General features: G+C 61.2%; 12 protein-coding genes. 5 read left to right on the forward strand and 7 right to left on the reverse strand.

What is annotated here, in order from left to right:
• The first annotated feature begins 396 nt into the window (after window positions 1-396).
• Window positions 397-1,068 carry a protein-L-isoaspartate(D-aspartate) O-methyltransferase gene (locus ASD02_RS06230; RefSeq protein ID WP_057204750.1) on the forward strand — a complete coding sequence of 224 codons (672 nt, stop codon included), beginning with the start codon at window positions 397-399 and terminating at the stop codon, window positions 1,066-1,068.
• Window positions 1,069-1,559: 491 nt separating this feature from the next.
• Here the strand turns inward: ASD02_RS06230 and ASD02_RS06235 are convergent, their stop codons facing one another.
• A complete protein-coding gene (locus ASD02_RS06235) occupies window positions 1,560-7,967 on the reverse strand; it encodes a putative Ig domain-containing protein (protein WP_162255899.1) in 6,408 nt (2,135 codons plus the stop codon).
• A gap of 295 nt (window positions 7,968-8,262) precedes the next feature.
• Here ASD02_RS06235 and ASD02_RS06240 point away from each other — a divergent pair, with 295 nt between their 5' ends.
• From ASD02_RS06240 to ASD02_RS06250, 3 genes are read left to right on the forward strand one after another with little or no spacing between them, the layout of a single operon-like run.
• Window positions 8,263-8,793 carry a tail fiber protein gene (locus tag ASD02_RS06240; RefSeq protein ID WP_057204819.1) on the forward strand — a complete coding sequence of 177 codons (531 nt, stop codon included), beginning with the start codon at window positions 8,263-8,265 and terminating at the stop codon, window positions 8,791-8,793.
• Between the two features lie 52 nt (window positions 8,794-8,845).
• Window positions 8,846-9,346: a tail fiber protein gene (locus tag ASD02_RS06245; protein ID WP_234907811.1), complete on the forward strand. Its 501-nt coding sequence runs from the start codon at window positions 8,846-8,848 to the stop codon at window positions 9,344-9,346.
• A gap of 11 nt (window positions 9,347-9,357) precedes the next feature.
• A complete protein-coding gene (locus tag ASD02_RS06250) occupies window positions 9,358-9,912 on the forward strand; it encodes a tail fiber protein (RefSeq protein WP_244494180.1) in 555 nt (184 codons plus the stop codon).
• A gap of 164 nt (window positions 9,913-10,076) precedes the next feature.
• Here the strand turns inward: ASD02_RS06250 and ASD02_RS39530 are convergent, their stop codons facing one another.
• The gene (locus ASD02_RS39530; protein WP_228751018.1) at window positions 10,077-10,358 is read right to left on the reverse strand and encodes a hypothetical protein; all 282 of its coding nucleotides are present in this window, start codon (window positions 10,356-10,358) and stop codon (window positions 10,077-10,079) included.
• 132 nt (window positions 10,359-10,490) lie between these two features.
• Window positions 10,491-11,060 (reverse strand): hypothetical protein, encoded by a 570-nt coding sequence (locus ASD02_RS39535; protein WP_234907812.1) that lies wholly within the window; start codon window positions 11,058-11,060, stop codon window positions 10,491-10,493.
• Window positions 11,061-11,097: 37 nt separating this feature from the next.
• On the opposite strand from ASD02_RS39535, the gene ASD02_RS06265 reads away from it, so the two are divergent.
• Window positions 11,098-12,240: a Xaa-Pro peptidase family protein gene (locus ASD02_RS06265; protein ID WP_057220356.1), complete on the forward strand. Its 1,143-nt coding sequence runs from the start codon at window positions 11,098-11,100 to the stop codon at window positions 12,238-12,240.
• Window positions 12,241-12,364: 124 nt separating this feature from the next.
• On the opposite strand, the gene ASD02_RS06270 is transcribed toward ASD02_RS06265, so the two are convergent.
• From ASD02_RS06270 to ASD02_RS06280, 4 genes are all read right to left on the reverse strand, one after another.
• Window positions 12,365-12,709, reverse strand: a complete 345-nt coding sequence (locus ASD02_RS06270) for a hypothetical protein (protein WP_057218999.1) — start codon at window positions 12,707-12,709, stop codon at window positions 12,365-12,367.
• A 327-nt stretch (window positions 12,710-13,036) separates the two neighbouring features.
• Window positions 13,037-13,210, reverse strand: coding sequence for a type II toxin-antitoxin system RelE/ParE family toxin (locus ASD02_RS37985; protein WP_162255900.1), 174 nt, complete (start codon window positions 13,208-13,210; stop codon window positions 13,037-13,039).
• A complete protein-coding gene (locus tag ASD02_RS06275) occupies window positions 13,203-13,448 on the reverse strand; it encodes a type II toxin-antitoxin system ParD family antitoxin (protein ID WP_234907813.1) in 246 nt (81 codons plus the stop codon). Before ASD02_RS06275 ends, ASD02_RS37985 begins: the two co-directional genes overlap by 8 nt.
• A gap of 85 nt (window positions 13,449-13,533) precedes the next feature.
• Complete coding sequence (locus ASD02_RS06280) at window positions 13,534-13,782, reverse strand: hypothetical protein (protein ID WP_057204771.1); 249 nt, start codon at window positions 13,780-13,782, stop codon at window positions 13,534-13,536.
• Window positions 13,783-14,159 lie beyond the last annotated feature (377 nt).

Here is a 14,159-nt window from a genome sequence, read left to right on the forward strand (position 1 = left end):
CGAACCCACGGGAAGGTGTGAAATGATGATCCAGGAAGACGCGCGGCAATGGCCTTGCCGGAATGAAACGCTCGGTACCACTTTGAAGCCCGGTCAGAGAATGCTTGCAGATGCCATCCTGTACCTGGCTTCGGTGAGCCTTTTATGGTGGATGGGAATCCCATTGAATTGAGCGAGATTGCGCCACGCGCGACAGTCCACGCAAGAGAAGGGACCGAGTGGGACAATGCACGACATCACTGCTGGATCCGCAGCTCCACCCCTCTGAGCCTTTGCCTGTGAGGCGCCGGATCGCTGGGGCCATTATTGGCCTTTTGATCTTGCGATCGTACACCCATGGCCGTTTAATGTGAGAAACCTAGCTGGCACCCACCTGGCTGAGGAGAGCCCGCGCTCATGAAGCCAATGAACGAAAAGCACCTCGCGGTTCTGCGCAGGCACATGGTCGAGGTGATTGCAATCTATGCCGACCTTGAAAGCGAAGAACTCGGCAAGGCGGCGTTCGATGAACGGGTGATGGCAGCGATGCTCCAGGTGCCCCGGCATCTCTTTGTGCCCGCACCGGCTGCGCCCTTTGCCTATCAGGACATGCCGCTGCCGATCGGCTTCGATAAAACCGTGTCGCAGCCCTTCATGGTCGCTCTCATGATCGATCTCCTTGATCCCCAACCGCATGAGGCAGTGCTCGAGATCGGCACCGGCTTGGGCTACCAAGCCGCAATCCTCGCGGAGCTCGCCGGGCAGGTTTGGAGCGTTGAAATCATCGAGGAATTTGCAAGCCATGCCGAGGCTCTCCTCCGAAGCCTCGGCATCTCAAATGTCGGCATTCGTATCGGCGATGGGTCTGGCGGTTGGCCCGAACGCGCGCCATTCGACAAGATCCTGGTTACGGCGGCGGCCGAGGAGGCGCCGCCGGCCTTGCTCGAGCAGCTCAAGCCAATGGGCCGTTTGGTTCTTCCTATGGGCTCTGAACAACAGTTTCTGACTGTCATTGACAAGGATTCGGCGGGACGACTCGAGACGCGGCAATTCATCCCGGTTCGGTTCGGCCGGCTCGAGACGGTCTGATGCCCGCGTTGCCATCTGGCAAAATAGACCCTCACATTCTATTCCGAGGATCGTTTACCACGCCCATGCAGACGCTCGGCTGATTGACAAAAATCCTGATGTGAGCGGATTTGACCCGAAAGCCAGCATCATTGCCTGCACGAAGTTTGCCAGGGGTTTCAGGTGGGTGTTGCCGTGCGTGCGGGTGGAGTTGAAACAGCAGAACCATACTGGGTATTGTTCTGCCGGTCGATGAAATCGAGTGCCGCGACCGGAATGGATCCGATCGATACATTGTGCGACCTGATGTTCAGAACAAGCGCTTTCGCAGGTTTGAGGAATAAGGCGATGTAACGCGTCGCCTGCGAGGTTGGGGTGGCCCGCCCTTTTGCGACCGTCAGTGCCTCAGGCCCACTCACCACGTGATCGTCTCAGCAATCGCCGCACAGTCACTAGTCAGCGCCGCCTTATTGCCGCCAGCTGACCGCTATCACCGATCATCGCGCGGTTTGTCAGAAGCTGACGCGCGCGCCGATTTTGGCACCGGCCGACTGCGAGCCGTCACCTTCGATGTTGAACAGCAGCGAGAAGTCGAGGTCCCAGTTGTCGTTGTTGGAAAGTGCAAGCCCGGCCTCGACCCGTCCGAACAGACCTTCGCCATCGAGCGAGGCAAAGCCGACATCCGCGCCGACCGTTGGCGACAGGGTCAACCCGTTTTCCAGCTCAAGCGTCCGCTCGACGTCGAACCCCACGCTAAAGCGCGCCTGTTCCTCGATGAAGCCCTTTAGATCGATCGTCTCGCCGATCGCGTTCTTCACGTTGTAATCGTCAGTCTTCTCGTTGAAATAGACGGCTCTGAGTTTCGGCGTCAGAACTGTGAGCTCGTCGAGCTGCCATTCGCCGGTGAGCTTCACATCCGCCATCCAGCGGCTGGTGTCGAAGCTGCCGCCGAAGATGCCGGTATCTATGTCGTTCGACGAGCCGCCATAGAGCAGGTTGGCGTCGAGGAAGACGCCCTGCCCAATTTCGAACGAGGCATAGGGGCCGGCGAGCCAGCCATTGCCGGTCAGTTCGGCGTCCTCCGCCGTCGGATCCGTCATGTAGTCGTAGTGGAAGGACAGGCCGACCAAAGCACGGTCGTTGATGAGATAGTCGGCACCAACTGAGAACAGCGCGAAATTGCCCCATTTGTCGCTTTTGTCATCTTCATCCTTGTGGAACAGGAAGCTACCGTTCACCCAGATGTCAAAGAGCTGGTCAGTCTTCACGAAGGTTTGGCCGGCTGCAGCCGCATCGGCTGCATCACGTGCTGCCTGGATCTGGGCGAGGCTGGAGGAGAAGCCGAGCCGTGCGCCCTTGTCCGTGGGCGTTACAGCCGTCGTCACCGGATCGGTACTCGCCGCAGCCCGACGTCGATCGAGAAGGCCCGGCACCTGGACCGTCGACGAAAGCAGGTTCTGCCGTGTGCGGACGAAGTCGCGCACGAGGCCGTCGATCTCTTCGCCGACTGCCACGCGATCGAGCGCAATCCGATAGGTTACGTGGCCGACATTGGAGGAGCCGAACGCGCTGTGCAGCGTGTAACCAACAACCGCAGAGCCGGAATAGGATGGGTTGGGCGTGAACTTGAGATAGTAGCCGACCGGTGTGAAGCTGCCTGCGGCCGCAAGTTCCCCCTCGACGATTTCTGCTTTGCCGGCAATCGGAGGCTCGACCGAGGCGATTGCGGCGTTGATGAACGGGCCACCGGTCGCGCCGCTGTTGAGGTAAACGTTGTTCGGCGCCGAACCCGCTGGAACGTCGATGACGAAGTCCGGCGCGGTGACAGAGCGTCCGTTCAGCTTCAGCGTATAGGTGGCCGATCCGCTGGCGCCGCGGCTGTCGGTCACCGCGATGGTGAAGCGGTAGGTGTCGGGCGTCGCGTCGCTGGCGAGTGGCCCGGTCAATTCCCCGGTGGAGACGTTGAGAACCATGCCTTTCGGCAGGTCGCCGCTCTTGACGCTGTAGACCAGAGCGCCAACGCCGCCGGTCGCCGAAATGCGCGAAGAATAGGCTTCGCCGACCATCGCGTCTGGCAGCGCACCGGCAGACGGGCTGAAGACAAAATTGCTGGGTAGGATAGAAAGCGAGTAGTTCGCCTGGCCTGTGGCGCCGCTCGCGTCCGTTGCCGTCACGGTGAAGCGGAAGTCGCCGTCAGCGGACGGCTTTCCGGAAATGCGGCCGCTTGACGCATCCAGCATGAGACCGCCAGGCAAGGCGCCTGATGTCACGGCGTAGGTAAACCCACCAACGCCGCCGCTTGCAGAAATCGACGTGTCCGAATAGGCGACGCCAAGAGTGCCGGATGAAAGCGTCGCGCCGGTAGCCGGCGTCAAAACTACCGGCACCGCTGCGACCGTGATCGAATAACTCGCATTGGCAGAGCCGCTAGTCGCCGCCGTCGCCGTCACCGTGAAGTTCGCGGTGCCGATCGCGCCGACCGTCGGCGTGCCTGATATCGCGCCGTTCGACGCATTCAGGCTCAGGCCCACCGGCAGCGAGCCGGTCGTTACAGCATAGCTGATCGTACCAACACCGCCGCTCGCCGAGATCGACGTATCCGAGTAGGCAACGCCGACCGTTCCGGCTGACAGCACCGTGCCGGTTGCCGGGGTCAACACCAGCGTCGGGGCCCAGATTGCGATGGAGTAGCTTGCAGAGACGGAACCGGTTACTGCCGCCGTTGCCGTTACCGTGAAGGTCGCCGTACCGAGCGCGCCCGCCGTCGGCGTGCCTGATATCGCGCCGCTCGACGCATTGAGGCTCAGGCCTGCCGGCAGCGATCCGGCGGTCACCGTATAGCTGATCATACCAACACCGCCGCTCGCCGAGATCGACGTATCCGAATAGGACGAGCCGGCGGTGCCGGCCGAAAGCGCCGTGCCGGTAGCCGGCGTCAGCACCAGAGCCGGCGCTCCAATGGTGATCGAATATGTGGCCGAGGCCGTACCGCTAGTCGCTGCCGTTGCCGTCACAGTGAAACTTGCCGCCCCGAAGCCAGCCGCCGTCGGCGTGCCTGATATCGCGCCGGTCGCCCCATCAAGTGTAAGCCCCGCCGGAAGCGCGCCGGATGTCACCGCAAAGCTGAACGTCCCGAGGCCGCCGCTTGCGACGATTGACGTGTCCGAGTAGGACGCGCCCACCGTTCCAGCGGAAAGCGCTGTGCCGGTTGCCGGCGTCAGCACTACGGGCGGAGCACCTACGGTGATCGTGTAGACTGCCGAGGTGGAGCCCGCAGTTGCGGCCGTCGCGGTGACCGTGAAGTTTGTCGTGCCAAACCCGGTCGCAGTCGGCGTCCCGGTGATGGCACCGGTTGTCGCATCGATGGTCAGACCCGCTGGCAACGTCCCCGCCGTGACGGCATAGCTGATCGTACCCACGCCGCCGCTCGCCGAGATCGAGGTATCCGAATAGGACGCGCCGACGACGCCAGTCGCCAGTGCGCCGCCCGGCGGCGTCAGCACCACCGGCGGGGCCGCGATGGTGATCGAGTAGTTGGCCGCAGCCGAGCCGCTGGTCGCCGCCGTTGCCGTCACTGTGAAACTCGCCGTTCCGAGCGCTGGAACGGTCGGCGTGCCGGTAATTGCCCCGGTCGACGCATCGAGGCTCAGGCCGGTCGGCAGAGCGCCTGATGTCACCGCATAACTGAATGTTCCGACACCGCCACTGGCAGAAATCGTGGCGCCCGAATAGGCGGCACCCACCGTCCCGCCCGAAAGCGCCGTACCGGTTGCAGGCGTCAGCACCACGGCCGGCGCACCCACGACAATCGTATAGCTTGCAGAACTGCTGCCGCTTGTCGCCGCTGTCGCTGTCAGCGTGAAATTCGCCGAGCCGAGCGCGGCCTCAGTGGGCGTGCCGGCAATCGCGCCGGTCGATGCGTTGAGCGTGAGGCCGGGAGGCAAGGATCCAGCGGTCACCGCAAAGCCGATCGCACCTGCGCCGCCGCTTGCCGAGACCGAGGTGTCCGAATAGGATGAGCCGACCGTGCCGGCCGAAAGCGCCGTGCCGCTTGCCGGCGTCAGCACCACCGGCGGCGCCCCCACCACGATCGTGTAGTTCGCCGAGGCAGAACCTGCCGTGGCCGCTGTCGCCGTCACCGTGAAGTTCGCCGCGCCAAAGCCGGCCGCCGTCGGCGTTCCTGATATCTCGCCGGTTGCCGGATCAATGGCAAGGCCCGCCGGGAGAGCGCCGGTCGTTACGGTGTAGCTGAACGTGCCGACACCGCCGCTCGCCGAGATCGACGTCTCCGAATAGGACGATCCGACCATGCCGCCCGTAAGGGTCGCACCGGCTGCTGGTGTCAGCACCACCGGTGGCGCCACCACCGTGATCGTATAGCTTGCCGAAGCGGTGCCGCTTGTCGCCGCGATAGCCGTCACGGTGAAAGTCGAAGTGCCGAGTGCGGGCGCAGTCGGCGTGCCCGTTATCGCACCGCTTGCCGGGTCTATAGTCAGGCCGTCGGGAAGCGCACCGGATGTCACCGAAAAGCTGAGGCTCCCCAGGCCGCCGGTTGCGGAAATCGACGCACCCGGATAGGACGCACCAACAGTACCGGCCGAAAGCGCCGTACCGTTGGCCGGTGTCATGACCAAGGGCGGAGCTCCGACTTCAATCGAGTAGGTCGCCGAAGCAGAACCCGAGGTGGCCGCTGTGGCCATCACCGTGAAGTTCGCCGTGCCGAATGCACCCGCTGTCGGCGTGCCGCTGATCGTGCCGGTCGTCGCATTCAGAGAGAGGCCATCGGGTACCGCTCCGCTGCTAACCACATACGTGAACGCACCCACACCGCCGCTCGCCGAAATCGTCTGCGAGTAGGCAGAACCGACCGTGCCGGCCGTCAGAGCCGTACCTGTGGCCGGTGTCAACACCACCGGTTGTGCTCCGATCACGATCGTATAGTTGGCGGTAGCCGAGCCATTGGTCGCGGCCGTGGCCGTCACCTCGAAATTCGCCGTACCGAACCCGCCCGCCGTCGGCGTGCCGCTGATTGCACCGGTCGATGCATTCAGGGTGAGGCCGGCCGGCAGCGCGCCAGCGGTCACCGAATAGGAGATTGGGCCCGCGCCTCCGGTCGCCGAAATAGATGCGTCTGAATAGGCCGCACCAACCGTTCCTGCCGTAAGCGTTGTTCCGTCTGCCGGTATCAGCACCACCGGCGTCGCGGCCACCGTGATCGAATAGCTGCCCGAAGCTGAGCCCGCGGTTGCGCATGTCGCCGTCACCGTGAAATTGGACGTGCCGAACCCGCCGGCCGTCGGCGTACCACTGATCGAACCGGTCGATGCATTCAGGGTGAGGCCTGCAGGAAGAGCACCCGATGTGACCGCGTAGCTGATCGTTCCGAGTCCACCGCTCGCCGAGATTGACGCACCAGGATAGATCGCGCCAACCGTGCCGCCCACCAAGGCGCCGCTCGCCGGCGTCAGCACCACCGGTGGTGCTGCGATCGCGAGCGAGTAGCTCGCCGAAGCCGAGCCCGTTGTCGCGGCCGTCGCCATCACCGTGAAGTTCGCCGTGCCGAACCCACCCGCCGTCGGCGTCCCGCTGATCGCACCGGTCGATGTATTCATGGAAAGACCCGCCGGCAGCGAGCCCGACGTTATCGCATAAGTGATCGTCCCGACACCGCCGCTCGCCGAGATCGAGGTGTTAGAGTAGGACACCCCCACGGTACCGCCGGTCAAAGCGCCGCTCGCCGGCGTCAGCACCACCGGTGGAGCTGACACCGTTATCGAGTAGCTGGCCGAAGCCGAACCGGAAGTCGCAGCCGTCGCCGTCACAGTGAAATTCGCGGTTCCAATCGCGCCCACTGTGGGCGTGCCGGTGATCGCGCCAGTCGATCCATTGATGCCGAGGCCTGCCGGCAGTGCGCCGGCGGTCACCGCGTAGGTGATTGTGCCAGACCCCCCGCTCGCCGAGATCGATGCGTTGGAATAGGAGGTTCCCACCACGCCGGCCGAAAGCGCCGTGCCGCTTGCCGGCGTCAGCGACACCGGCGGGAAGGCATTGACGGTGACGGTAACGTTCTGCGTGATGAAGTGCACCCCGCCGGTCGAGATGGTGGTGCTGTCCTGGACCTTCAGGTTGAAGGTCGAACTGCCAACCGCCGATGGCGTGCCGGACAGGAGCCCGCTGGCCGAGAGCGTAAGCCCGGCGGGCAGGCTGCCGCTGTCGCGGGTATAGGTGTAGCCCGGGGTGCCTCCGCTTGCAGAGAACTGGACGCTATAGGCCGTACCGACACCGCCGTGCGGCGGAGTATCCGGTGTTACGTCGATGGCAGGCGGTGCGATGAGGACGCTGTAGGCTTTATCGAGCGTATTGGCCGTCGGCGTCGTCGAATCGACAACACGGACGGTAAAATTGTAGGGACCCGAGCCGGTCGGCGTAGTACCGGAGATGACACCGGAGGAGGAAAGGGAAAGGCCCGGCGGCAGATTGCTGCCTGCGACGAGCGAATAGGAATAGGGGCCGGTTCCGCCACTCGTGCTGAGCGCCTGATTATAGGACGTGCCGATCACCGGCGTAGCAACGCTCGAAGGCGTGACCGTCAGCGGCGAGGATGAAGGCGTGATCGTAATGTTGAAAGTAATGGGAATGCCGAAATCATCCTTGACGATGAACGTGTCGGACGTCGCGCCGTCGCCGTTGTTGGTATAGATGAGCAGTGACAAGTTTTGCGGCGTGCCGAATGTCAGACTGCCGTGGGACGGGGAGGTGTCAGCAGGACCTTCAAAGCCGAAAACGGCGCAGTTGAACGTCGCAGTGCCGCCTGACGTTATCGTGGCAGTCTGCGGTGAACTACAGGCCGCCTGAGCCGCTGAGATCGGCCACAGCGCCGCCAGGCAGGCGAACATCACCAAAGCAAGGAGGTAGGCCACGTTCGTGCGATATCCGCACACGAGGTTTGCCCAACCAAACGATTTCTGCGCCATTGTTCCGCCCTTGTGCGCACGGCACGTCACATGGACGCAAGTCCATCGTCACGATCAGTCCGTTCACCGCCTCACCCAGTGACATGTATTTTCGAGTCACACAACCCAGCATCGTGCGACTTTAGCGAGAAACTCGTTCAAAAAGTTTGTCAAACCGCCCTTCCCAAGATGCTCGTTATGAGAGAGAGTGCGCCGCAGGATAAATCCAGAGTCGTCGAATTTTATCGGGATGGGGGCAACCATGAGCGAACCTTTTGTGGGGCAGATCATGATGAGCGGGTTCGGCTTTGCGCCGCGCGGTTTTGCACTGTGCAACGGCCAGATTTTGGGGATCAATCAGAACCAGGCCCTGTTCTCCTTGCTGGGGACGTACTACGGCGGCAACGGCTCAACCACCTTTGCCCTGCCGAATCTGCAGGGGCGAACGCCTGCAGCGGCCGGTCCGTCCGCCGACCCCAGCTGGAACCCGACACCCTATGAAATCGGAGAGGCCGGTGGCATTGAAGCTGTGACCCTCATGCAGCAGCAGATTCCTGCCCACCAACATCAGGGCAACGGGACGACTGCGGAGGCCAATCAGCGCAACCCGACGAACACGCTTTACGGTACCACCTCCCTGCCGATCTATGCGCCATCAGGCGAAGCGCAGGTTGTGCTGGCGCCCCAGAGCGTCGCGTCGGCGGGCGGCGGACAGCCGCACTCCAATATGCAGCCATTCAACGTCATCAGTTTCTGCATTGCGTTACAGGGCGTATACCCGCCCCGCAATTGAACCTAGCCGCCGGAGGATAACAATGGGCACTCCCTATATCGGGGAAATTCGGATGTTTGGCTTTTCCCGCGTGCCGACCGGCTGGCAGGCCTGCGATGGTTCGCTGCTGTCAATCGCGGAATATGACACACTGTACATGCTGCTTGGCACCACCTATGGCGGCGACGGCCAGAATACGTTCGGCGTGCCCGACCTTCGCGGTCGCGTGCCCCTGCATCAGGGCACCGGCCAAGGACTGAGCACGCGCTTGCCCGGCCAACTTGGCGGCACCGAAACCGTGACCCTTCTCGCGACCCAGCTGCCGCCGCACAACCATCCGATGTTTGCGACAACGACAGCAGCCAGCGCGACCGCGATCGGAACGAACGCCGAACTCGGCGCACTCTCGGGCAACACGATGTATGCCACTGATGTCACTGGCCTTAATGGGTTCAATACGTCCCCGAACTCGACCGGGCCCACCGGACAAACCCAACCCCACGACAATATGATGCCGACCTTGACGGTGCAATTCTGCATCTCGCTATACGGTGTCTTTCCGTCGCAAAGCTGATGCAGCCCCCATTGCACGATAAGGGAATAGAAATGTCAGAGCCTTTCATTGGTGAAATCCAGCTTTTCGGCTTCAATTTCGCGCCCCGCAATTGGGCGCTTTGTAATGGCGCGACGCTTGCAATTCAGCAGAACACGGCATTGTTTTCATTACTGGGCGTAGCTTACGGCGGCAATGGCAGTTCCACTTTTCAATTGCCAAACTTTTCCGGCCGCGCCGGCTTCACTCAGGGCATGGCACCGGGGCTCTCGCAACACACGCTCGGCGAGGTTGTCGGCGAAAACAACGTCACACTGAGCACGTCGGAAATGCCGGCGCATACGCACGGGTTCACGATCTACAACCAGACCGACATGGCAAAACGGGCAAGCGCACCTTCTGCCGGCAACGCGTTGACCGTGCCCATCGAGAGCTCGGTCACGGCAAAGGACGCTCAGCCGAATGCCCAATTCGCGTCAAATATGATCGGCTTGGCGGGCAACAACCTGCCGCATGAAAACCGACAGCCTTATCTTGCCGTGAACTTCTGCATTGCCCTTAACGGCACCTTCCCGTCGTTCGGGTGATGTTGCCAGCCGACATTGCCACGATCGGATTTCCGGCACGCCTCGATCCGCCTCGCCTGCCGGTCGCGGGCATGTCCTTGCGCCACGCCACATCCGAGGATTTTCCGTTTCTGCTACAGCTCTACCGGTCGTTTCGAGCGGAGGAACTGGCGGCGGTGCCTTGGTCAATCGAACAGAAACACGCCTTTCTCCAACAGCAGTTCCTGTTCCAGCATCGCCACTACATGGCGACGTTTCCCGACACAGATTTTCTCGTTGTCGAGATCGGAGGCGAGCCAGCCGGCCGCGTCTATCTTGATGCGAAGAAGGAGCGTTGGCTCATCGTCGATATCGGTGTTTTGCCGCAATGGCGCCGTCAAGGCCACGGAACCACGCTGTTGGCGGCCATTCAGCACGAGGCGACGGTGTCCGATTGCGAGGCCGTCGTCCTGCACGTCGAGCAGCATAACTTCCGGGCGCAGGCTCTCTACCATCGTCTTGGTTTTCGAGCCGAGGAGAATGGTGGTTCTCACGTCCAGATGGAATGGTCTTGCTGCAACCTCGCCGAGACTGGGCGTCTCTGACCGCCTTTCACCTCATCAATTGAATACGGCCTGGTAGACGATGCCCTGCTTGTCCCTGGCGACCGGTACGAGGAAGATCTCCAGCGCGCCGAGCGACGCATTCCTCAGGCGGTAGATCTGCTGCGGCAGGACGATCGCCGAACTGCTGCGGAACACCAGGGAAAAAGGCGCGCGCCGCATGCCAGGCAGGATCTGTGTTGTGCCCGGAGAAGCTTCCGCCAAGGTCAGCGGCACGGTGCTCTCGCCAAGAGACAGATCAAACGCCTGGCCGACACAACCCGCAAAATTTTGAAGCGTCAGAAGTTCCATGCGCTGTTCTCCCCGATGATTCCCGCTTAGGTCGATAGCTGTACACCTACAGCATTGCGGTTGAGCGCAAAAGACTTCGGGCATCTCGAGTTCTTTCGCTGAAAGCGACCGCCAGCGTTCCCCTTGTACATTCAGCGAATTTTCAGCACAGAACAAGAACATCGGCTTCTGTTCCCTTCGTTTCGTTTGGTGGGTGTCGCGCGCCAATATCCTTGTCGACAAATTGCCTACATAGAAAATATATAAAATCGACAGTTGGGTTTTGGCCTCGTACATTGGCAAAAACCTCAAAGATTCTGACATAGGAGCCGACATGCCTTTGCCATCCCGCCCTGCCTCGATCTCCGCTACGGAAAGACATGCGCGACTGGGAAGATTGCGCGAAAACATGGAAGCTGCCGGTTTCTCAGCCGTTCTGATAGGAGCGACAGAAAGCCTTCGCTATTTCACTGGCCTTGTCTGGCATCAAAGCGAACGTCTCCTCGGTGCGCTGGTGACACCCACGACACTTACTTACATCGTTCCGGGTTTCGAGCGCAGTCGCGTGGAAACACTGCCGCACCTGCCTGGCGAAATCGCCACTTGGGAGGAAGAGGAAAGCCCCGCTCGGCTCATTGCTTCACTGCTTGCAGCCACTGATAAGCTCGCGCTCGACGATGCGCTGCCGCTGTTTGCCTATCATGAGCTCGTCAGGAATCTCGGCGTTGATCGCATCGGTGATGGTGCTCGTTTGATCCGTGATCTCAGGCTCTGCAAGTCAGCAGCCGAAATCGCGCTGATCCAGTACGCGATGGATCTCACCCTCGAGGTTCACAAACGCGCGCACGTCATGATGGAGCCGGGTATACGGGCCTCCGATGTCGTGCGCTATATCGATGAACAACATCGCGCGCTCGGCGCCTCCGGTGGCTCGACCTTTTGTATCGTATCATTCGGAACCGCCACATCCCTGCCTCATGGGGCAGATGGCGACCAGGTGCTTGAGAAGGGACAGGCGATCCTCGTCGATACGGGAACACGCATCGACGGCTATCACTCGGACCTCACCCGCACCTACATGCTGGACGAGGCGGACGCAGAGTTTGAGCGCGTCTGGTCGATCGAGCGCGAGGCACAACAGGCGGTCTTCGAAGCCGCGCAGATCGGCGTGGAGGCTCGCATGCTGGATGAGGCGGCCCGAGCGGTGCTCGTGCGCGAGGGCCTTGGTCCGGATTATAGATTACCGGGCCTACCCCATCGGGCCGGTCATGGTCTGGGCCTCGAGATCCACGAAGAACCTTACATCGTGCGCGGTAACGGCACGCGCCTTCGTGCCGGCATGTGCTTCTCCAACGAACCGATGATCGTCGTACCAGGTCAGTTCGGTATCCGGCTCGAAGACCACATATTCATGTCTGACACTGGACCGCGCTGGTTCACGCAACCCGCCACCGGCCCAACTCAGCCTTTTGCTTGAACGACATGACTACGCTCGGGGGCATGATGCCATCAGTCCAGGCGATGAAGCCTGTGATGAACTGACTGACTGGCCGATGATAGAGCACTTGCGGCGGTCCAGCCTGTTTAATGAAGCAGCACGCTTAGCCGAGGCGCGGACAGCCGGGCCGGTTAGCAAATGCGACTGTCACGAACCGCCCGCGCCGTTCGCCATCGATGACGATTTGTCTGCGTGTCACGGTCTGAATTTCCGGATCACGTAGTCCAAGTCTCGATGCACGACGAAGCGCTTGCCGCTCGCTACAGCCGGGCCGCTCGTACTCGTCCTCGTAGTATCGACGGTCCAGATCTCTATCGCGCAGCTCAGGACGTCCGTCCGGGCCGATGTAGAGGTCGAGGGACTGCGCCGACGACGTGGATGAAACGGCTGAGAGGGCGCCGACCGAGAGCAGGCCTGCCGCCAAAAGATTATGAATGGACTTTTGCATGTCCGCCTCCTCAATAGAGTTCAGTTGAGCCTATTGAGAACTGAACGACAAAGGCCAGGTAAGGTTCCCCAGCATCAACGGCGGTTGCCGCGCTCGTCCTTTGTATGACAATCGTGAAGGCGGCAACCATTGGACGTTTCAGTATCGCTCTATCGCGATCGCTTCGGTTGGCATCAACGCCTTTCTTCTGCCTTTCCCGCACTTAATTCTTAGATGAACAAAAACGCCGGCACGAAATGACCACCCCGCAGACAGCCCCAATCGGACCGAGGTTCAGCCGCATTCTCACTTTTAACTGGCCACGACCGGCTGTCGCATTGGAGAGGGCTATAGATGCCGCTCAAACCGGCCGACGATCGCGCCGGTGCGTAGGCGCTCAAACAGAGCGGCGAACCCACGCAGATACAAATCGCGCTGCGCCACTCCCCAAGTTCGCTGGATGTAGCGGCCGATTTCCTTCACATCCTCACGAGCAAGCGGCGTGATCGCAAATTCAGGCATGCGCCGTTTCCTGGTCGAGTTCATCGAGAATCGCGGTCAGATCAAAGGGGACACAAGCGCCCGCGTCGGCCTGACGCCAGGCAGGATCTAGCGCCTCGCGCAGTTGCTGCAGCTTCGCCGCATCCGATTCTTCCCCCGCAATCTTGAGACGCAGCGCCTCGCGGATCACCTCCGAGGCATTGTTGTAGAGGCCCGACGCCACCTTATCGCGGACATATTCATCGAGCTTTTCGGTCAAAGAGATATGCATGTGTGCATCCTTTCGCCACCCAATCCTACAAGGATTGACAATCTTTATGAACGATCAGGGTGCATCGATCAGTTCACGTGCCCAGCAGGACCAGCACCAGGACGACGAGAGGACGGCATGCTTCGGAGAGTTGCCCCCGCCCCTGCGCCCCCATCGGCAACTCGGAGCGCAGCGAACGAGAGAGTTGATTCTCGACGTGTTCCACAACCGCCGCTTTGATGCCGATAACCTGACTCTCCGCGACCGTCGTGTCGCTGCCAGAGCGTCCCTTCTTCGCATTGATGTTTCGTGCGGATTGATTTCCCTTGCCTGGAAGAGCCATGGGTGACGGGTTTCAGGTTTAGATTTGACACATGTTGGCCAAGGAAGGCTGGTGTCTTCACCAGCAGGAGCATCTGATGATCGCAGAACTCTTCGATAGAAACAGGATTTGGTCAGAAGAGAGAAGAGCCTTGAAAGCCGACGCGAGCGTTTGTCGGAACTGCAGCGGCAGAGTATCTATGGATCGGGTGTTCCGATAGCAGCGTGCGGCCAACGTCATCGCCGGCCTGGAGTCTGGCGAGGTGTTCCTGCACCGCAACGTCGCCAACTTGATCGATCCGACTGACCCATGTTGTCCATCGTGGAATATGCTTTCAATTGCTTGGCGTTAAACCATCATCATATGCGGTTACTACGGTTGCGGCGGCATTCGCGCAG

Source organism: Ensifer sp. Root1252 (assembly GCF_001425885.1).
GTDB classification, from domain to species: domain Bacteria; phylum Pseudomonadota; class Alphaproteobacteria; order Rhizobiales; family Rhizobiaceae; genus Ensifer; species Ensifer canadensis.